The sequence below is a fragment of the Hoeflea sp. AS16 genome, from assembly GCF_038900095.1.
GTDB lineage: Bacteria > Pseudomonadota > Alphaproteobacteria > Rhizobiales > Rhizobiaceae > Hoeflea.
The window spans coordinates 43,399-62,252 of record NZ_JBBMQQ010000012.1 but is presented as its reverse complement, the minus strand read 5'-3'; the positions used below and the strand labels follow the sequence as shown (position 1 = coordinate 62,252).

At 61.6% G+C, this 18,854-nt stretch carries 15 protein-coding genes; 7 read left to right on the top strand and 8 right to left on the bottom strand.

Features of this window, described 5'->3' with window-relative positions:
• Window positions 1-106: 106 nt before the first annotated feature.
• From ugpB to ugpC, 4 genes are all read left to right on the top strand, one after another.
• Entirely contained in the window at window positions 107-1,417 is a 1,311-nt protein-coding gene (gene ugpB / locus WNY80_RS20855; protein ID WP_342889336.1) for a sn-glycerol-3-phosphate ABC transporter substrate-binding protein UgpB, read from the top strand.
• Between the two features lie 61 nt (window positions 1,418-1,478).
• Window positions 1,479-2,360 carry a sn-glycerol-3-phosphate ABC transporter permease UgpA gene (ugpA, locus tag WNY80_RS20850; protein ID WP_342889335.1) on the top strand — a complete coding sequence of 294 codons (882 nt, stop codon included), beginning with the start codon at window positions 1,479-1,481 and terminating at the stop codon, window positions 2,358-2,360.
• An 8-nt stretch (window positions 2,361-2,368) separates the two neighbouring features.
• Entirely contained in the window at window positions 2,369-3,205 is an 837-nt protein-coding gene (ugpE, locus tag WNY80_RS20845; RefSeq protein WP_342889385.1) for a sn-glycerol-3-phosphate ABC transporter permease UgpE, read from the top strand.
• Window positions 3,206-3,211: 6 nt separating this feature from the next.
• Window positions 3,212-4,234, top strand: coding sequence for a sn-glycerol-3-phosphate ABC transporter ATP-binding protein UgpC (gene ugpC / locus WNY80_RS20840; RefSeq protein ID WP_342889334.1), 1,023 nt, complete (start codon window positions 3,212-3,214; stop codon window positions 4,232-4,234).
• A 53-nt stretch (window positions 4,235-4,287) separates the two neighbouring features.
• Here the strand turns inward: ugpC and WNY80_RS20835 are convergent, their stop codons facing one another.
• Genes WNY80_RS20835 through WNY80_RS20825 form a run of 3 tightly spaced genes read right to left on the bottom strand, consistent with a single transcriptional unit; the run spans window position 4,288 to window position 7,413 of the window.
• Window positions 4,288-5,820: a DHA2 family efflux MFS transporter permease subunit gene (locus tag WNY80_RS20835; RefSeq protein WP_342889333.1), complete on the bottom strand. Its 1,533-nt coding sequence runs from the start codon at window positions 5,818-5,820 to the stop codon at window positions 4,288-4,290.
• 22 nt (window positions 5,821-5,842) lie between these two features.
• The gene (locus WNY80_RS20830; protein ID WP_342889332.1) at window positions 5,843-6,940 is read right to left on the bottom strand and encodes an HlyD family secretion protein; all 1,098 of its coding nucleotides are present in this window, start codon (window positions 6,938-6,940) and stop codon (window positions 5,843-5,845) included.
• A complete protein-coding gene (locus WNY80_RS20825) occupies window positions 6,937-7,413 on the bottom strand; it encodes a MarR family winged helix-turn-helix transcriptional regulator (protein WP_342889331.1) in 477 nt (158 codons plus the stop codon). The genes WNY80_RS20830 and WNY80_RS20825 overlap by 4 nt, the downstream gene beginning before the upstream one ends.
• Before the next feature lie 186 nt (window positions 7,414-7,599).
• Between WNY80_RS20825 and WNY80_RS20820 the strand changes: the two genes are divergently transcribed.
• Window positions 7,600-9,216 (top strand): GMC family oxidoreductase N-terminal domain-containing protein, encoded by a 1,617-nt coding sequence (locus WNY80_RS20820; RefSeq protein WP_342889330.1) that lies wholly within the window; start codon window positions 7,600-7,602, stop codon window positions 9,214-9,216.
• Here the strand turns inward: WNY80_RS20820 and xdhC are convergent.
• From xdhC to WNY80_RS20795, 5 genes are all read right to left on the bottom strand, one after another.
• On the bottom strand, window positions 9,201-10,031 hold the full coding sequence (gene xdhC / locus WNY80_RS20815; protein WP_342889329.1) for a xanthine dehydrogenase accessory protein XdhC: 831 nt from the start codon (window positions 10,029-10,031) through the stop codon (window positions 9,201-9,203). The genes WNY80_RS20820 and xdhC overlap by 16 nt on opposite strands.
• Window positions 10,031-12,415, bottom strand: a complete 2,385-nt coding sequence (xdhB, locus tag WNY80_RS20810; protein ID WP_342889328.1) for a xanthine dehydrogenase molybdopterin binding subunit — start codon at window positions 12,413-12,415, stop codon at window positions 10,031-10,033. The genes xdhC and xdhB overlap by 1 nt, the downstream gene beginning before the upstream one ends.
• A gap of 2 nt (window positions 12,416-12,417) precedes the next feature.
• Entirely contained in the window at window positions 12,418-13,902 is a 1,485-nt protein-coding gene (gene xdhA / locus WNY80_RS20805) for a xanthine dehydrogenase small subunit (RefSeq protein ID WP_342889327.1), read from the bottom strand.
• A gap of 99 nt (window positions 13,903-14,001) precedes the next feature.
• Complete coding sequence (locus tag WNY80_RS20800) at window positions 14,002-15,159, bottom strand: patatin-like phospholipase family protein (RefSeq protein WP_342889326.1); 1,158 nt, start codon at window positions 15,157-15,159, stop codon at window positions 14,002-14,004.
• Window positions 15,156-15,929 carry a 3-hydroxybutyrate dehydrogenase gene (locus WNY80_RS20795; protein WP_342889325.1) on the bottom strand — a complete coding sequence of 258 codons (774 nt, stop codon included), beginning with the start codon at window positions 15,927-15,929 and terminating at the stop codon, window positions 15,156-15,158. Before WNY80_RS20795 ends, WNY80_RS20800 begins: the two co-directional genes overlap by 4 nt.
• A 232-nt stretch (window positions 15,930-16,161) precedes the next feature.
• Between WNY80_RS20795 and WNY80_RS20790 the strand changes: the two genes are divergently transcribed.
• Together WNY80_RS20790 and sbmA are read left to right on the top strand one after the other, a co-directional pair.
• Window positions 16,162-17,310 (top strand): YbfB/YjiJ family MFS transporter, encoded by a 1,149-nt coding sequence (locus WNY80_RS20790; RefSeq protein WP_342889324.1) that lies wholly within the window; start codon window positions 16,162-16,164, stop codon window positions 17,308-17,310.
• A gap of 192 nt (window positions 17,311-17,502) precedes the next feature.
• Window positions 17,503-18,831: a peptide antibiotic transporter SbmA gene (sbmA, locus tag WNY80_RS20785; protein WP_342889323.1), complete on the top strand. Its 1,329-nt coding sequence runs from the start codon at window positions 17,503-17,505 to the stop codon at window positions 18,829-18,831.
• The last annotated feature ends 23 nt before the right edge of the window (window positions 18,832-18,854 follow it).

The following is an 18,854-nucleotide window of genomic DNA, read 5'->3' as shown; positions in this document are numbered from 1 at the left end:
CCCTGTCACAAAACTGTTTTCATTTGCGCAGTAGACGCTCTGAGGTTACGTTTCCCTTTCGGGTTACGTTCGTTTTCACGCGTTTCCCATCAAGGAGGAACTTCACATGAAAAAATACATCGCCGCTGGCGTTGTCGCCGCACTCATGGCGGGCGTTGCACCAGCAAGCGCCGCAACACAAATCGATTTCTGGCATGCGTTCACCGGTCGTCTCGGTGAACTCCTTGACGAGCAGGTTGCCAAGTTCAACGATTCCCAGAGCGAATACACCGTGGTTGCCACCAACAAGGGCAACTACTCGGAAACGCTCAATGCCGGAATCGCCGCGTTCCGCGCGGGCGAGCAGCCTGACATTCTTCAGGTGTTCGAAGTCGGTACCGCAACGATGATGGCGGCCAAGGGCGCCATCAAGCCGGTCTATGAAGTCATGGCCGAATCAGGCCTGCCATTCGACCAGTCGGTCTATCTCGCCGCGGTTGCCGGTTACTACACCACCACCGAAGGCCAGATGCTGTCGCTGCCTTACAACTCCTCGACGCCGGTCCTTTACGTCAACAAGGACGCGCTGAAGGCTGCCGGTCTTGATCCGGAAATGGATCTGTCGACCTGGGAGCAGGTGGGCACCGCCCTCGACGCGCTCAAGGAATCGGGCAACAAGTGCCCGCTGACGACTGCTTGGCAGAGCTGGGTTCACCTCGAAAACCTCTCCGCCTACCACAACGTTCCCTTCGCATCGAAAGAGAACGGCTTTGCAGGCGTTGATACCGAGCTGACCTTCAACGGTGACGTTCAGGTCAAGCACATCGACACGCTCGGCCAGTGGGCCAAGGACGGCAAGTTCATCTACTCGGGTCGCCGCAACGAAGGCGGTGCCCCGTTCCGTGCCGGTGAATGCGCACTGTTCACCGAATCGTCCGCCGGTTACGCCGGGGTGAAGAAGGAAGCCACTTTCGACTTCGCCATCCGTCCGCTGCCGTACTGGAGCGATGTTGAAGGCGCGCCGCAGAACACCATCATCGGTGGTGCGTCTCTGTGGGTCATGGAAGGCCAGACACCGGAAGAGTACAAGGGCGTTGCAGCCTTCTTCAACTTCCTGTCGAGCTCGGACATCCAGGCCAAGTGGCACCAGGACACCGGCTACCTGCCGATCACCATGGCTGCCTATGAGGCAACCAAGGCTTCGGGTTTCTATGATGAAAACCCCGGCACCGACATCTCGATCATCCAGATGACCGGCAAGGCGCCGACCCCCAATTCCAAGGGATTGCGTCTGGGCAGCTTTGACCAGATCCGCGGCATCATCGATGAAGAACTCGAAGGTGTCTGGAACGGTTCGAAGTCCGCAAAGGAAGCGCTTGATTCTGCGGTCTCCCGCGGTAATGAACTGCTTCGCCGCTTCGAGCAGGCCAATCGCTAACACTGTTGATCCGGCGGGGCCTCAAGGGCCTCGCCGGGCTTCTCTTCCCGGTCGGTGATTCATGGAAAAGCGTGTCGTATTTGACAACCGTTGGCTGCCCTATCTGCTGGTCGCCCCGCAGCTGCTTGTCACATTTGTGTTTTTCTTCTGGCCGGCAGGGCAGGCGATCTATCAGTCTGCCTTCATCCCGGACCCGTTCGGGCTCAAGACCCAGTTCGTCGGACTGGGCAATTTCGAATATCTCTTCGGCAATCGCTACTATCGCGAATCCTTTCTCACCACTGCCGTCTTCTCGGTGCTGGTCACGGTCTCGGCAATGTCGTTCGCGCTCTGGCTGGCGGTTCTTGCCGACCGCGTCATCAAGGGCTCAAGTGCCTACCGCACCCTGTTGATCTGGCCCTATGCCGTGGCTCCCGCAATTGCCGGCGTGCTGTGGCTGTTCATGTTCAATCCGTTCACCGGCATCATCGCCTGGACGCTGGCTCAGCTCGGCTACACCTGGAACCACACTCTCGATGGCGGCCAGGCCATGGCGCTCGTCGTGGCAGCCTCGGCCTGGAAGCAGATCAGCTACAATTTCCTGTTTTTCCTCGCCGGCCTGCAGGCCATTCCCAAAAGCGTCATCGAGGCGGCGGCGATTGACGGTGCCAGCTTCTGGCGCCGGTTCTGGACCATTATTTTTCCGTTGCTCTCGCCAACCACGTTTTTCCTGCTGGTGGTCAACATCATCTACGCCTTCTTTGACACCTTCGGCGTCATCCATACGATCACCAAGGGCGGCCCCGAGCAATCGACCACGATCCTGGTCTACAAGGTTTTTTCCGACGGCTTCGTCGGTCAGGATCTGGGCTCCTCGGCCGCGCAATCGGTCGTGCTTCTCGGGCTCGTGGGGATCCTGACGGTGGTCCAGTTCCGCTTTATTGAACGACGGGTGCATTACTGATGAGCGGCATGGTTGAAAAACGCGGGATCGGAACCTGGCTCACCCACGCCGGGCTGATTCTTGGCATCGCCATCATCTGTTTCCCGATCTGGATCGCCTTTGTGGCCTCCACGGTGACCCAGGATGATCTGATCCGTCCGCCGATGCCGCTGCTGCCGGGGCCGCATTTCCTTGACAATTACCTCGAGGCACTGCTGACCGGCGGTGTCGCACCGGTGTGGCAGATGCTGCTCAATTCACTGGTCATGGCGCTCGGCATCACCATCGGCAAGATCATCATCTCGCTCTTGTCGGCCTATGCCATCGTCTATTTCAAGTTCCGGTTCCGGATGCTGTTCTTCTGGCTGATCTTCATGACCCTGATGCTGCCGGTCGAGGTCCGCATCGTGCCCACCTATGAAGTGGTGGCCAGCCTCGGGCTTCTCAACAGCTACACAGGGCTGATCCTGCCGCTGATTGCCTCGGCAACGGCCACGTTCCTGTTCCGGCAATTGTTCATGACCATTCCCGACGAACTGACAGAGGCCGCCCGTGTCGATGGCGCGGGACCCATCCGCTTCTTCATCGATATCCTGCTGCCGATGTCGCGCACCAACATTGCAGCACTCTTCGTCATCCTCTTCATCTATGGCTGGAACCAGTATCTCTGGCCATTGCTGATCACCACCGATCCCTCCATGAACACCGTTGTCATGGGCATCAAGCAGATGCTGCCGACCGGTGACCAGACCGTCGAATGGCCAGTGATCATGGCGACCGCCATGCTGGCCATGCTGCCGCCGGTGCTGGTCGTGATCGGCATGCAGAAACTCTTCGTCAAAGGCTTGGTCGAAAGCGAGAAATGAATTCCCATGGCTGAAATCAAACTAGAAGCGATCAGAAAAAGCTACGGCCGCACCGAGGTCATTCATGGCATCGATGCGGAAATCAGCGACGGCGAATTCATCGTCATCGTCGGCCCTTCGGGCTGCGGCAAGTCAACGCTTCTGCGCATGGTCGCCGGCCTCGAGACCATCACCTCGGGCGACATTCACATCGGCGACCGGGTGGTCAACAAGCTCGAGCCGCGCGAACGCGACATCGCCATGGTGTTCCAGAACTATGCGCTCTACCCGCACATGAGCGTCTTCGACAATATGGCCTACGGCCTCAAGATCGCCAATGTGCCCAAGGCCGAGATCCTCGCGAGGGTCAATGAAGCCGCGCGGATGCTGGAACTTGAGCCCTATCTCGACCGCAAGCCGCGGCAGCTCTCCGGTGGCCAGCGCCAGCGTGTCGCCATGGGCCGCGCCATCGTCCGCAAGCCGGCCGTCTTCCTGTTTGACGAGCCGCTGTCCAATCTCGACGCCAAGCTCCGGGTGCAGATGCGTCTCGAGATCAAGGCGCTGCAGCGCAAGCTCGGTGTGACGGCAATGTATGTCACCCACGACCAGGTTGAGGCGATGACGCTTGCCGACCGCATGATCGTGATGAACGCCGGGGTTGCCGAGCAGGTCGGCGCGCCGCTGGAAGTCTACGCCAATCCGGCGACCCTGTTCGTTGCCGGTTTCATCGGCTCGCCGCCGATGAATGTCTTGAGCCATGACATCCGGCCGGGCAGGGGACCGCTTGATCCCGGCGCTGTCATCGGTGTCAGGCCCGAACACATCGATCTGGTCGCCCCCGGTGCCGGACTGATCGATTTCGATGTTGCCTTCTGCGAGCCGCTCGGGGCGGAAACCCTTGTGCATGGCGTCACCGCCGCCGGCGACAAGCTGGTCGTGCGCATTGATGGCGGGGTGCAATTGCCCGCCGACGGCACCCGTGTCGGTCTGGCAATCGATCCTGCCCGCATCCTCGCATTTGATGCTGCAGGCCGTCGCACCGAAATCTGAGATCGCCCTTCAGCCCGTTGCGGGCGCAGGAAGACGGTCTAGGGCTTCTGCCTTCAATCCATATGCGCTGCGGCAACTGCCGCCGCAGGCGCGGCTTTCGGCGCGCGCAACAGCAGCGCCAGCGGAATCGCGACCAGCGTCACCATCATCATCAGCTTGAAGTCGTTGTTGTAGGAAATCATCAGCGACTGCTGGTTGACCAGCGCATCAAGGGTTTGCAGCACGGCGGGGTTGGACGTCGATCCCGGCAGCAGATTCTTGAGAACCGGATTGAACGGATTGATGAAGGCGCCGAGTTCCGAGTGATTGATCTGGACGCTGCGCGTCAGGTACAGCGTGACCACCGAAATGCCGATGGATGATCCCAGGTTGCGCACCAGGCTGAACAGGCTTGCAGCATCGGTGCGGTAGCGCACTTCAAGTGTCGCGAACGCAATGGCCGATAGCGGTACGAACACAAGCCCCAGCCCCAGCCCCTGGATGATGCCGGTCGAGATCACCGGCCAGCTGTCCATCTGCGGCGAGAACCCGGTCATCAGGTAAAGTGAAGCCGCGGTCAGCAGGAGCCCCGTGATCACCAGGTAACGCGGGTCGACAATGCGCACCAGCCTCCCGACCAGGATCATCGAGATCATGGTTCCCACACCGCGCGGCGCCATAACCAGCCCGGTGGTGATGGTGGAGTATCCGAAGACGCGTGAGAGCATCGGCGGCAGCAGCGCCAGGCTCGCCAGCAGCACGATGCCGACGATGAAAATCAGGATCAGGCCGGTGACAAAGTTGCGGTCGGCGAAGATTTTCGGGTCGACGAACGGATCGTTTGCCGTGGCCAGATGCACCACGAAAATCCAGATTCCGGTAATTGACAAGCCTAGCTCGATCCAGATTTCCCACGCCGAAAACCAGTCGACCTCGCCACCGCGGTCGAGCATCAGCTGCAACGCACCGACGCCGAGCGAGAGCATGGCGAAGCCGAAGAAATCGAACCGGCGCACGCGTTTCGCGATGTCCGGCAGATAGGCCGCACTGCCCATGAATGCGACGATGCCGACCGGCAGATTGATGAAGAACACCCAGCGCCAGTTCAGCGTTTCGGTGAGCCATCCGCCCAGCGTCGGGCCGATGATCGGGCCGACCATGATGCCCGCCCCCCAGATCGCCATGGCCTGGCCGTGGCGCTCCTTCGGATTGATGTCGAGCAGGAAGGTCTGTGACAAGGGCACGATGGCCGCGCCGAACAGGCCCTGCAGGATGCGAAACAGCACCATCGTTTCAAGACTCGGCGCCAGTCCGCAGGCCATCGAGGTGGCGGTGAAACCGACAATGGTGGTCAGGAACAATTGCCGCCGGCCAAACCGGTCCGCCAGCCATCCGGTGACCGGCGTCATGATCGCCGCGGCCACGATATACGATGTCAGCACCCAGGTGATGGTGTCCTGCGAGGCCTCGAGGTCGCCGGTCATCGACGGCAACGCCACATTGGCAATCGTCGTGTCGAGCACCTGCATGATGGTCGCGAGCATGATCGAAATGGTGATCAGGCCCCGATGCGGCACATTGTGCCCGGGTTCGTCGGTGGTGCTCATTGTCCTGGTTCCCGGTGCCGGTTTACTCGGCAGCCTTGGCGCTGCTGAACAGGTCACCGAAGCTGCGGCTCGCGCCGGTGTCCACGGTCACGGTGGCGCTCAGCCCTGAACGCGCCAGGATCCTGGCCTCGGGATTGTCGAGCTTGATCCGGACCGGAATCCGTTGGGTGACCTTGACCCAGTTGCCGGTGGCGTTCTGTGCGGGAAGCAGGGAGAATTCCGCGCCGGTGCCTGCGCCGATCGAGTCCACCTTCGCCTTGAAGGTCCGGTCCGGGTAAAGATCGAAGACCACTTCCGCCGGCTGGTCGGGTTTCATGTGCGCAAGTTGCGGTTCCTTGAAATTGGCGTCGATCCACGGATCTGTGGTCTCGACAATGGTAAACAGCGCCGCGCCGGGCGTGACATACTCACCCGGACGGAAGGACGATGCCTGGTAGACCAGACCGTCCGCCGGTGCGCGCACAGTGGCGACGGAAAGATTGTAGGCGGCCTTGTCGCGTGCGGCTTTCGCCGCCACCACCATCGGGTGATCATCAATTTCGCCGTTGAGGCTGTCGGCAAGCGCTGCCTGCGCCGTTGCAACCGCCTGCTTGGCAGCGACAAGACCTTGTGCCGCCTTCTGCGCGGTGTGGCGGGCGTCGTCGAGTGAGGAGTTCGTCGCCACACCCTTGGCGGTCAGCGCCTTCTGCCGGTCGAACGTATCCTGGTAAAAAGCCGCGTCGTCCGCGGCAATCCGCTCCTGCGTCAAGGCCTGACTGTAGGCCGCCTTGAGCTCGATGACATTCAGTCGCGCGCTTTCCACCGCGGCATTGGCCTGGTTGAGAGCGATCTGAAGCGGTTCCGGGTCAACTTGGAACAGCACATCGCCTTTCTTCACCGCGACGTTTTCCGAGACGTTGACGCTGACAACGCGGCCGGCGATCTCGCTGGCGATGCTGATCCGCGCCAGCCGCATGTTGGCATTTTCGGTTTCCTCAAAGCGCCCGCCGGTGATCCAGACATAAAGGCCCCCACCAATAAGCAGGCAGGGCACCAGCAGCATCAGCACGTTGCGGCGAAATTTCGAAGGTGCGGGGGCTGCCTGAGCCGGTGCTTCGCTCGGGTTTGTCTGGGAACTCATGATGCCGCCTGTTTCTCAACGTTGGAATGCGTCGTTGTTGTCTCGTCTGACGAAAGGTTGTCGACCATGGTGACAAGTGCCGACATCAGCGCCTGACGCTGCTCTTCACCCACACCGGTCAAGGCTTCCTCGAAGACTTCACCCGCCACCGCCTTGATGGTGGAATAGGCGGCAAGGCTCTTGTCGGTGGGAACCACCCGGTTCACCCGGCGGTCGGTTTCATGCGCACAGCGCCTGACCCATCCGCCCTGTTCCATCCGGTCGATCAGGCGCGAGACGCTGATCGGTTCGATTTCCATCAGCTCCGCCAGCCGCGCCTGGGTGGGGTTTTGTTCGCGAACCACCCGGACCAGCAAACGCCACTGCGCAGAGGACAGGCCATGTTCATGGCCGCGCTTCTCGAAATTCTTGCGCAACAGCCGCCCCACGTCGTGGATCAGGAAGCCCAACTGGTCGATGCCTGTGTTTTTCATAAGCTACCCATATTATAAGCATGCTTATTAAACAAGCATGTCCCCGGGTCTCAAAGCGTGAACAGTGCGTTGATGATCCCGGCCGATGTCGCCCAATGGCCATCCGGTGGCGTTGCAAATCCGTTGATCGCATGCAGCAAATGTGACAACGCTTGGGCAACAACCGGTCGGCGCAAAGAGCAGTTTATGGACAATCCGGACTTCATCATCATCGGCGCCGGTTCGTCCGGTTGCGTCATGGCCGAACGCCTGTCGGCTTCCGGCCGTCACAAGGTTCTGGTGCTCGAGGCCGGCGGTGACGACCGGCGCTTTTTCGTTCAGATGCCGCTGGGCTACGGCAAGACCTTCTTTGATCCGAAGGTCAACTGGATGTACCGCGCGGAGCCCGATCCGGGACTGGCTGGAAATGTCGATCACTGGCCGCGGGGCCGGGTTCTCGGCGGCTCCTCCTCCATCAATGCCATGGTCTGGGTACGCGGACACCGCGCCGACTTTGACGACTGGCGCGATGCCGGAAATCCGGGTTGGGGTGCCGACGAGATGTTCGCCGCCTTCCGCGATGTCGAATGCGCCCTTGTCGGCGATGATGCCATTCGTGGTCGCAACGGGCGGCTCAAGCTCTTCGTGCCCGGCAAGACAACCCATCACCTGACCCGCAAGTGGTTCCAGTCCGCCCAGGCGGTAGGCCTGCCGCTCAATCCGGATTTCAACGGAGAAAGCCAGGATGGCGTCGGCCTGTTCGAGTTTACCATTCACGGAGGACGCCGCTTGTCTGCGGCGCGGGCATTTCTGCGCCCGGCGATGAAGCGGCCCAATCTCAGGGTGATTACCCATGCACAGGTCACCGGCCTGACCTTTGACGGCACACGCGTGACCGGCGTCACCTACAGCCGCAATGGCAAGAAGACGGAGGTCAATGCCGGGCGCGAAGTGATACTCAGTGGCGGTTCGGTCAACTCGCCCCAGCTTCTGCAGCTGGCAGGCATAGGTCCGGCCGATCACCTCAAGGGTCTCGGCATCGATGTTCGCATCGACAATCCCAATGTCGGGCGCAATCTCGAGGATCACATCGGCATCAATTACACCTATCGCGCCAATTGTCCGACCATCAATCAGCAGCTCGGGCCCTGGTGGGGCAAGCTTTCGGCGGGCTTGCGTTACCTGCTGTTCCGCGATGGGCCGTTGTCTGTCAGCCTCAACCAGGCCGGCGGCTTCATCCGCACTTCGCCGGATCGTGTGCGGCCCAACATGCAGCTCTATTTCCAGGCATTCTCGACCGTCATTCCACGGCCCGGCGAGCGCCCGATCCTCAGCCCCGATCCCTGGCCGGGATTTTCCATCGGCTGGTCAAATTGCCGTCCGAAGAGCCGGGGCGAGATCATGATCCGCTCCGCCGACCCGTCAGAGCCGCCGCGGATTACCCCCAACGCGCTCTCCCATGAAGACGACATCGCCGAAATGCTGGCGACCGGCAAGGCCGTGCGCGCGATGGCCGCCGCCAGGCCGCTGGCCGATTGCGTCGAGGCGGAATTGCTGCCGGGACCGGAGATCCTGAGCGACGAGGCGCTGATCGATGATTTCCGCCGCCGCTCCGGAACGGTCTATCACCCGGTCGCCACCTGCCGCATGGGCCCGGATCCGGCGACATCGGTTGTCGATGCGAGATTGCGCGTTCACGGGCTCGAGGGCTTGCGGGTCGTCGATTGCTCGATCTTCCCCAACATCGTCACCGGCAACACCAATGCCGCGGCCATCGCCACCGGCTGGCGGGCGTCTGAACTGGTGCTTCAGGACAACGCCTGAGGGCTGGCTGCCCGCCACTCTGCCAGCGCCGCGATGATATCGGCCGCGACCGTCGCGGCGATCACCTCGGGCCGCTTGTCGGCGATCTTGCGTCCGATCGGGCACACCAGTTTCGAAAGCCTCGCCTTGTCGCCGCCTTCGCGGATGAACTGATGCTCGAATGTGGCCCGCTTGGTGCCGGAACCGATCATGCCGATCTGGGCAAGGTCATCGCGCGCCAGCGCTGCCGAAACGATCAGGAAATCCAGCGCGTGATCGTGGGTCAGCACGATCACCGCACTTCCCGGCGCCATGTCTGTCACCAGGCTCTCCGGCAGGACAGTCAGATGCCGTTCGGCGCCGGCTGGCGTCAGATCGAGTTCTTCTTGCCGGGTTTCGGCCACATGCACCCTGACCGGCAACAGCAGCAGCGCATTTGCCAGCGCCCGGCCGACATGGCCGCCGCCGAACAGCCAGACTTCGGGATCGCTTGCGTCCTCCGTCTTGAGCATGGCCTCGATCTCGCCGAACCGGGCAGGGGGAATGATCTCGAAGGACAGCGTCACATGCCCGCCGCAGCATTGCCCGATCGCCGGCCCCAGCGGCAGCGCCATCTTGTCGGCGGTGGCGCCTGCCAGTACGTCGCGGGCGCGCTCGATGGCCTCGAGTTCCAGCCTGCCGCCGCCGATGGTGCCGAAGCTCCGGTCTGCGGATACCAGCATCCACGCATCGATGTTGCGCGGGGTGGATCCCTTGGCTTCAATCACCCTGACCAGCACGAAACCGCCCCCACGGGCGAGGGCGGCAAAGTCGCGAAAGCCGTCAAGCCGTGCCATCAGGCGTCCGCCCCATCCTCTCCGGACATCTCGGCATCAGCGACCATGGTCTTCAGCCGTTCCACCGCCATCAACACCCGCTCTGGCGTTGCCGGTGCGTCAAGCCGTGGCGAAACCTGGTAATCGGCAATCGAGGCAACGGCCATGCCGAGCGCCTCGAGCACCGAGATCGGCAGCATGAAGGGCGGTTCGCCCACGGCCTTCGAGCGCCTGATTGTCGGTTCGCGGTTTTCAGCCCAGTCGGCCAGCCTGACGTTGAAGATCTTCGGCCGGTCGGATGCCAGCGGGATCTTGTAGGTCGACGGCGCATGGGTCCTGAGCCGGCCCTTGTCGTCCCACCACAATTCTTCCGTGGTCAGCCAGCCCATGCCCTGCACGAAGGCGCCTTCGATCTGGCCGATATCCAGCGCCGGGTTGAGCGAGCGGCCGGTGTCGTGCAGCACGTCGACCCGGTCGACCTGGTATTCGCCGGTCAGCGTGTCGACCGAGACTTCCGAGATGGCCGCGCCGTAGGCGAAATAGTAGAATGGCCGGCCCTTGCCGCTGGCACGGTCCCAGTGAATGTCAGGCGTCTTGTAGAAGCCCGCCGCCGAAAGCTGAACCCGCTCCTGATAGGCAAGCTTGATGAAGTCCCCGAACGGCAGCAATTCGTTGCCCACCCGGACATGGTTGGGCTCGAACGCCACCTGGTCTTCGGGAATGTTGAACTTTTCAGCGGCAAACGACACCAGCCGTGTCTTGATCTGCTGTGCCGCATTGGCGGCCGCCATGCCGTTGAGGTCGGTGCCCGAGGAGGCCGCGGTGGCCGAGGTGTTGGGAACCTTGCCGGTGGTTGTGGCCGTGATCCGGATGGTGTCGAGATCAACCTGGAATTCTTCCGCCAGAACCTGCGCCACCTTGGTGTTGAGCCCCTGGCCCATTTCGGTGCCGCCATGGTTGAGATGGATCGACCCGTCCTGGTAGATGTGCACCAGTGCTCCGGCCTGATTGTACCAGGTCGCGGTAAACGAGATGCCGAACTTCACCGGCGTCAGCGCGATGCCGCGGCGCACCACCGGGCTGTTTTCGTTGAAATCGATGATTTCCGCACGGCGGGCCTGGTAATCGGACGAGGTTTCGAGATCCTCGACGATCCTGGCGATGATATTGTCTTCCACCTTCTGGTGGTAAGGCGTCACATTGCGGCCCTCGGGATCATCGGATCCGCCGTAGAAATTGGCCTTGCGGATTTCCAGCGGATCACGCCCCAGCGCATAGGCGATTTCCTCGATCATCCGTTCGCCGCCGAGCATGCCCTGGGGGCCGCCAAAACCACGGAAGGCGGTGTTGGAGACTGTGTTGGTCATCATCGGTTTCGAGATCAGCCGCACATCCTTGTAGTAGTAGCAGTTGTCGGCATGAAACAGCGCCCGGTCGGTCACCGGACCCGACAGGTCGGACGAAAAACCGCAACGTGCCGCAAAACTCGCATCGACGGCATGAATGATGCCGTTCTTGTCGTAGCCTACATCGTAGTCGACGACGAAATCGTGCCGTTTGCCGGTGATCACCATGTCATCGTCCCGGTCCGGCCTGATCTTGACCGGCCGGTTCAGCTTCTTCGCCGCAATTGCGGCAATGGCCGCAAACTGGTTCGACTGGGTCTCCTTGCCGCCAAAGCCGCCGCCCATGCGCCGCACCTGCACCGTGACTGCGTTCGACACCGTGCCGAGCGCATGCGCCACCATGTGTTGCACCTCGCTCGGGTGCTGCGTCGATGACCAGACGGTGACCTCGTCATCCTCGCCGGGAATGGCGAAGGCAATATGGCCTTCAAGATAGAAATGGTCCTGACCGCCAATCCGCATCTCGCCCTTGAGCCGGAGCGGAGCGGCGGCAAGACCGGCATCAATGTCGCCGCGTTCGAGCTTCAGGGGCTCGGTCACCAGCGGATAACCGGCGTCCATCGCCGCGCGCACGTCGGTGACATGCGGCAGGTCCTCGTAACCGATCACTGCCCGCTTGGCGGCGCGGCGCGCCAGGTCGCGGGTTTCGGCGATGACGGCGAATACCGGCTGGCCGTGAAACAGCACCTTGCCGGTTGCCAGCACCGGCTCGTCGTCAAGCCCGCTGGGTGAAATGTCGTTGCTGCCGGGCACATCGGCGCCGGTCAGCACCGCCACCACACCTTCGGATGAGCGCACCGCATCGAGATCGAGCGAGGTGATCTTCGCGTGCGCCCGGTCGGTGAGGCCGAGATAGCAGTGCAGGGTGCCTGCGGGTTCCGGCATGTCGTCGATATAGTCGGCGCTGCCGGTGACATGCTTGTGGGCGGAATCGTGTTTGCGCGGCGAATGGGCTCCGCCTGAAATCTCGGTCCGGCTGCGTGGAGTTGATGTGTCCATTTTCATGCCTCCGCCATTGCCGGATGCCGTTCGATGCGCGCCGGCGCTCCGCAGGTTTCCAGGAAGAACCGGATCATCAGGTTCTGCGCGGTCAGCATCCTGTACTGGGCACTTGCCCGCCAGTCGGACAGCGGCTGATAGTCCTCGGCCAGCGCAATCCGCGCCGCCTGGACCGTATCCCAGGCCCAGGGCTGGCCGGTCAGAGCCGCTTCTGCAGCGGATGCCCGCTTGGGCGTGCCCGCCATGCCGCCAAAGGCAATCCGCGCCGAGGTGACAATGCCATCGGCATCCGTGATCACATGGAAGGCGCCGCACAGCGCCGAGATGTCCTCGTCGCGGCGCTTGGAGATCTTGTAGACCGCGAAGAATGCATCTTCTTTCAGCGCCGGCACGAAGATGCTCTCGACAAACTCGCCCGGATGACGGTCCTGCTTGCCATATTCGATGAAGTAATCCGCGAGTGGAACCGTGCGGCTGTTGGCTCCCTTGCGCAGGGTCACCGAGGCGCCCAGCGCGATCAACGGGGGAGGGGTGTCGCCGATCGGCGAGCCGTTGGCGATGTTGCCGCCGACCGTGCCCATGTTGCGCACCTGCTCGCCGCCGATCCTGTCCCACAGTTCCGCCATTTGCGGGAACATCGACACCATCGCGCCGCGCGCCGAGGTGTAGGAGACGCCTGCACCCAGCGTGATGCCGGCGTCATCGATAGTGATCTGCTTCAGTTCCTCCAGATGACCGATATGGATCACCGGGGAGATGTCGCGCATGTGTTTGGTCACCCACAGCCCGACATCGGTCGACCCGGCCACGATCGTTGCTTTTGGATGTGCCTCGTAGAGCGCTGCGAGATCATCAAGATCGGCAGGCACGAAAGTTGTTCCGCGATCATGCTCGATCGTCACCCGCGCACCGTCGGCAAACCCGGTCAGCGCCTCGGTGGTGGCGTCATAGGCCGCCACCAGCCGGTCGTTATCGGCCTCGGGGATCGTCTTGGCCGCGGCGATCGCCGCCTTGACGATCGGCTCATAGCCGGTGCAGCGGCACAGGTTGCCCTGCAATTGCCGCTCGATATCGGCTTCGGTCGGGTTGGGTTCGGCAAGCCACAGGGCATGCAGCGAGGCAACGATGCCCGGCGTGCAGAAACCGCATTGCGATCCGTGATTGTCCACCATCGCCTGCTGCACGGCGCTCAACTCGCCATCGGGGCGGTTGAGATATTCGACCGTGACCACGTGCGTGGCGTCGAGCGAGCCCATCAGCCGGATGCAGGCGTTGACCGTCTCGTAGCTCAGCAATCCGCTGTCGATGCGGCCGACAAGCACCGTGCAGGCACCGCAATCGCCTTCGGCGCAGCCCTCTTTGGTGGCGGTCAGCCGCCGGTCTAGCCGGAGCCAGTCGAGCAGCGTCAGGTCGGGTGCAAATCCCGACAGGTCAATGGTTTGATCATTGAGCCGGAAGCGGATCGATGTGCGTGGGGAGTGAGCCATGTCACCTCTGCAATTTTGAACCAATTGGACAAAAGCTAACTCACTATGCTGCCGGGCGAAAGAGCGATATGCGCGAGCAACAGTTTCAGGCAAAGCCGGTCAATCGCTTCCGCTTTCAGCCAATGCCGATGCATCCCTTGTCTGGCTGCCATCTTTTTGGCGTGGTCCGGGCAATCCGAGATACTGGCTTTCCAGATCGACCGTCGATCGTTCGCCAAGAGCGTCGCGGTTGGCTTCCAGCCAACGATCCGCTTCGAGCCGGCCACGGTCGCGCAATTCCGTCAGGAATGACCAGCGCACGTCGTATTTCGAGGAGACCGGAAGGTCGAGCAAAGCCTCGTCGGCGCGCACGGAATGCACCAGGATATGGCGCAGCCGGTTCTTGTACTCGTCCTTGAGCCAATCCTGTTCGATCAGCCGGGTGACGAAATTGATGGCCCGCATCTCGTCGATCAGCGACGAATTGAACGAGATCTCGTTGATCCTGTTGAGGATGTCGGGGGCTGTCTTCGGCACGTCGTTCCGCTCCATCGGATTGATGTGCACGATCATCACGTCGCGGCTTTCGCAATTGTAGAAGAACGGAAACAGCGACGGATTGCCGACATAGCCGCCATCCCAGTAAAATTCGCCGTCGATCTCGACCGCCTTGAACAGGAACGGCAGGCAGGCCGAGGCCATCACCACGTCGGCGCTGACTTCGCGGGTTTCGAACACGCGAACCCGCCCGCTGCGCACATTGGTGGCGCTGAGGAACAGTTTGGTGTGGCAATGCTCCCTCAGCGCATCGAAATCGACACTTTCCGTCAGAAGGTCGTGCAGCGGATTGATGTCGAACGGGTTGAACTCGTAGGGCGAGAAGGTGCGCGTCATCGTGTCGAGTGCTGCGAAGGTGGCGGCCGACAGGAACTCCATGCCCGGAATTACCCCGTGCGGCAGGGGCCTGACCGGCGACCAGACCGACCCGCCGCGGCTGGACCGGCGCCAGAAATCCTCCAGCGCCGCCTGTCCGCCAATGCGTCCGGCCTCCATCAGCCCGTTCGCCAGAACAACCGCGTTGACGGCGCCGGCGCTGGTGCCTGAAATTCCCTCAAGCTCGATGTCGGGTTCATCCAGCAACCGGTCGATGACGCCCCAGGTAAAGGCGCCATGCGCGCCTCCACCCTGCAGCGCCAGGTTTATCTTGCGGATGCCCGCTTTGCCGGCCCTGGCGGTGCGCCGGGGTTTCGCCCGGGGTGCTGGCTTTGTCTTGCTCATTGCGCTGTCCAGCCACCATCCATCGGCAAGGCGGCGCCGGTGATCTGTGCTGCCTGGTCGGAAGCCAGGTAATTGGCCAGCGCCGCAATCTGGCTGACCTGCACGAATTTCTTCGTCGGCTGCGCCTTGAGGATAACCTCGTTGATGACCTCGTCTTCGGTCATGTTCCGCGCCTTGGCGGTATCGGCGATCTGGCCTGTGACAAGCGGCGTTTCGACATATCCGGGGCAGATGGCGTTGGCGGTGATGCCGAATTCCGCGCCTTCGAGCGCAACGGTCTTGATCAGCCCGAGAATGCCGTGTTTGGCGGCCACATAGGCGCTCTTAAAGGGGGAGGCGACCAGCCCGTGTGCCGACGCGATGGCAATGATCCGGCCGGACCCGTTTTTCTTCATGATCGGCATGGTGGCGCGGATCAGGTGGAAAGCCGAACTCAGGTTGATGCCAATGATCGCGTCCCATTTTTCCGGCGGGAAATCCTCGATCTTCTCGACATGCTGGATCCCGGCATTGGCGACGATGACATCAACGCTGCCGAATTTCGTTTCGGTGGTCTTCACCAGGTCGGTAATCTCGTCGGGCTTGAGCATGTTTGCGCCGTGAAAGATCACCTCGCCGGTGCCAAGTGCGGCCAGACGCGCCCGCGTCGCCTCGATTTCGTCCTGCTTGCCCAGCCCGTTGAGAACGACGTTGTATCCGGAGGCCGCGAAACTCTCGGCAATTCCGAGGCCAATTCCGCTGGTCGATCCGGTGATGATGACGGTTTTCATGGCAATACCCTTTCTTGAATGCTGCATTGCACAAATAAGTATCGATAACGAAAGTTCCAATCAACTCTTGGCGAGCAGCGAACAAATCGGCAGGTTGTGAACCGGTCGTGCTTGCCTCTCCGCGGTTTCGGGTTCATTGAGGGTTTTTCGAACTCCGCCCAATTCCCCATCCTCACCCTCACGTGACATGACCAGTTCTCCCAGGCCCGTTTCCTTTGTCCCCCCGGCAGGCATGCCCGTGCTTCGCACAGCCCTTGCCGGCGCTGTGGCAATGGCCGTGGCGATGGGCCTGGGGCGGTTTTTCTACACGCCGGTGCTTCCGGCGATGATGGCGGGGCTCGGGCTTGGCCCGGCCGAAGCCGGATGGATCGCATCGGCCAATTATGCGGGCTATCTGCTCGGGGCCATTCTGGCAGCCTATGGTTGGGCCGAAGGCATCGAACGCAAGGTGGCCCTGACGGGGCTGGTTGCCACCGCGGTACTTCTCCTTGCCATGGGCGTGTCGAGCAATTTTGTCGTTCTCTCCGGCATCCGTTTTCTTGCCGGAATTGCCAGTGCCTTCGTGATGATCTTCACCTCGGCAATCGTGTTGTCCCATGGTCTTGCCGCGGGCAAGCCCTGGGTTCAGTCATCGCATTTCGGTGGTGTCGGTCTCGGCATTGCCGTCTCCGCCATCATGTTCGGCCTTATCATAATTGCCGACAGCGGCTGGCGCATGGCCTGGATCATGGCTGCACTCCTGGCCTTTATCGGCATCGTGGTTGTGATCCGTTACCTGCCGCAGGATGTCGTGCGGCCAGGCCCTGCGAAAAAGGAACCGCCGCTGGTCTGGACACCGGCGCTGCTGGCCTTGACCGTCGCATACGGAATTTTCGGCTTTGGCTACATCGTCACCGCGACCTTCCTGGTTGCCATCGTCCGTGACGGGGGCGGCTCGTCGATGTTTGAGGCGGGTGTCTGGCTCGCCACCGGCATCGCCGCGGCTCCTTCGGTCGCCTACTGGCTTCCCGTTGTCAGGCGCTTAGGGCTGGTCAATATCTTTGCTCTGGGCTGTGTTGTCGAAGCGCTCGGGGTGGCGGCAAGCGTTCTGGTTCCGCTCCCCGCCGGTCCGATTGTCGGCGGCGTGCTGCTGGGCGGCACATTCGTCATGGTCACGGCCTTTGGCCTGCAGGTCGGCCGTCAGCTGGCCACCGAAAGTCCGCGGCGGGCGCTCGCGCTGATGACCGCAGCCTTCGGAACCGGCCAGATTTTGGGCCCCGTGGTTGCCGGATACCTCGCCGACTGGTCCGGCACCTACACCTGGGCCAGCCTTGCCGCAGCGGCTGGATTGCTCGCTGCCGGTGCGATCGTGCTGGTGTTCTGCAAGCCGCGTGCCGCCTGAACCCGCGCTGTCATCAAGACATTTGCCACACGTCACATTGATGTGATCCGCAAGGATGTGCCGGGCCATCGTTTCAGCACAATGGGGTGATGGGTGGCGTGGATTGCCGTATTTGCCCTCGTGTCATAGGTATCTGACCAAGTCACGACGAATCACGTTCTGCCACGCAGGACAAAGTCCAGGATCCCGCCCGTGTTTGAATCTTTTTTCCCGAAACCGAAACTCTTTTTTTCGTCAGTCCTGCTCTGGGCAGGGCTGGGGATCATCACCTGGTACGCAGCCGGTGATACAATCGGTGCGGCACTGGGCTTCGCGCTGCCAGAGGCTGAAGGCGAACCGATTGTCGGACTGCGGTATTTCTACACCTCGTCCTTCCTTTGGTTTTACGTCTACTACACAACCTGGTCGCTGGCATTCGCTGCCTTCTGGTTCATCTACTCCCCGCACAAGTGGCAGATGTGGTCGATCCTCGGGTCGGTCTTCATCCTGTTCACCACCTATTTCGGCGTGCAGGTCTCGGTAGCGCTCAACAACTGGCGCCGGCCGTTCTTTGATCAGTTCCAGCAGGCGTTGACCGGCGACGGATCGGTCTCCCAGGCAGACCTTTATGGCCTCATCCTGATCTTCGTCCAGATCGCTTTCGTTTCGACCGCGGTTTATGTCGTCACCCGCTTTTTCGTCAGTCACTACGTGTTTCGCTGGCGCACGGCGATGAACAATTTCTACATGGAGCGCTGGCCCCGCGTGCGCAGCATTGAAGGCGCCTCGCAGCGTGTGCAGGAAGACACCATGCGCTTCGCCTCGATCATGGAAGGGCTGGGCGTGGCCTTTGTCGATGCGGTCATGACGCTGGTGGCGTTCTTGCCGATCCTCTGGTCGCTGTCTCAATATGTGACCGAACTGCCGGTTGTCGGCGCCATACCGCACGCGCTGTTTATCGCGCTTTTGTTCTGGGCTGCCTTCGGTACCGGCCTTCTGGCCCTGGTCGGGATCAAGCTGCCGGGACTGGAATTCCGCAATCAGCGCGTTGAGGCCGCCTACCGCAAGGAACTGGTCTATGGCGAGGATGATGCGAGCCGTGCCCAGCCGCCAACCGCGCGCCAGCTTTTCGATGATGTCCGGCAGAACTATTTCCGGCTCTATTTCCACTACATGTACTTCAACATCGCCCGTGGCTTTTATCTCCAGGCCGACAACATCTATGTGCATATTCTGCTCGTGCCGACCATTGTCGCAGGCAAGATCACGCTTGGCATCTGGCAGCAGATCCTGACGGCCTTCGGCCAGGTCTCGAACTCGTTCCAGTTCCTGATCAACTCGTGGACGACGATCGTCGAGCTGATTTCCATTTACAAACGTCTGCACGCTTTCGAGGCTGTATTCCGCGGGCAGGAGCTGGCCGATATCGAGCGCGATTATCTTGCCAAACAGGGCGGCGGCTTCGTTCAGCCGATCCCGGACCCGGCTCCCGGCAAAGGCGGTCCCGATCCCGTGCAGACGGTAGAAGATCCAAACAAGTGATGATTTGGGCGGGCTGGCCTGAA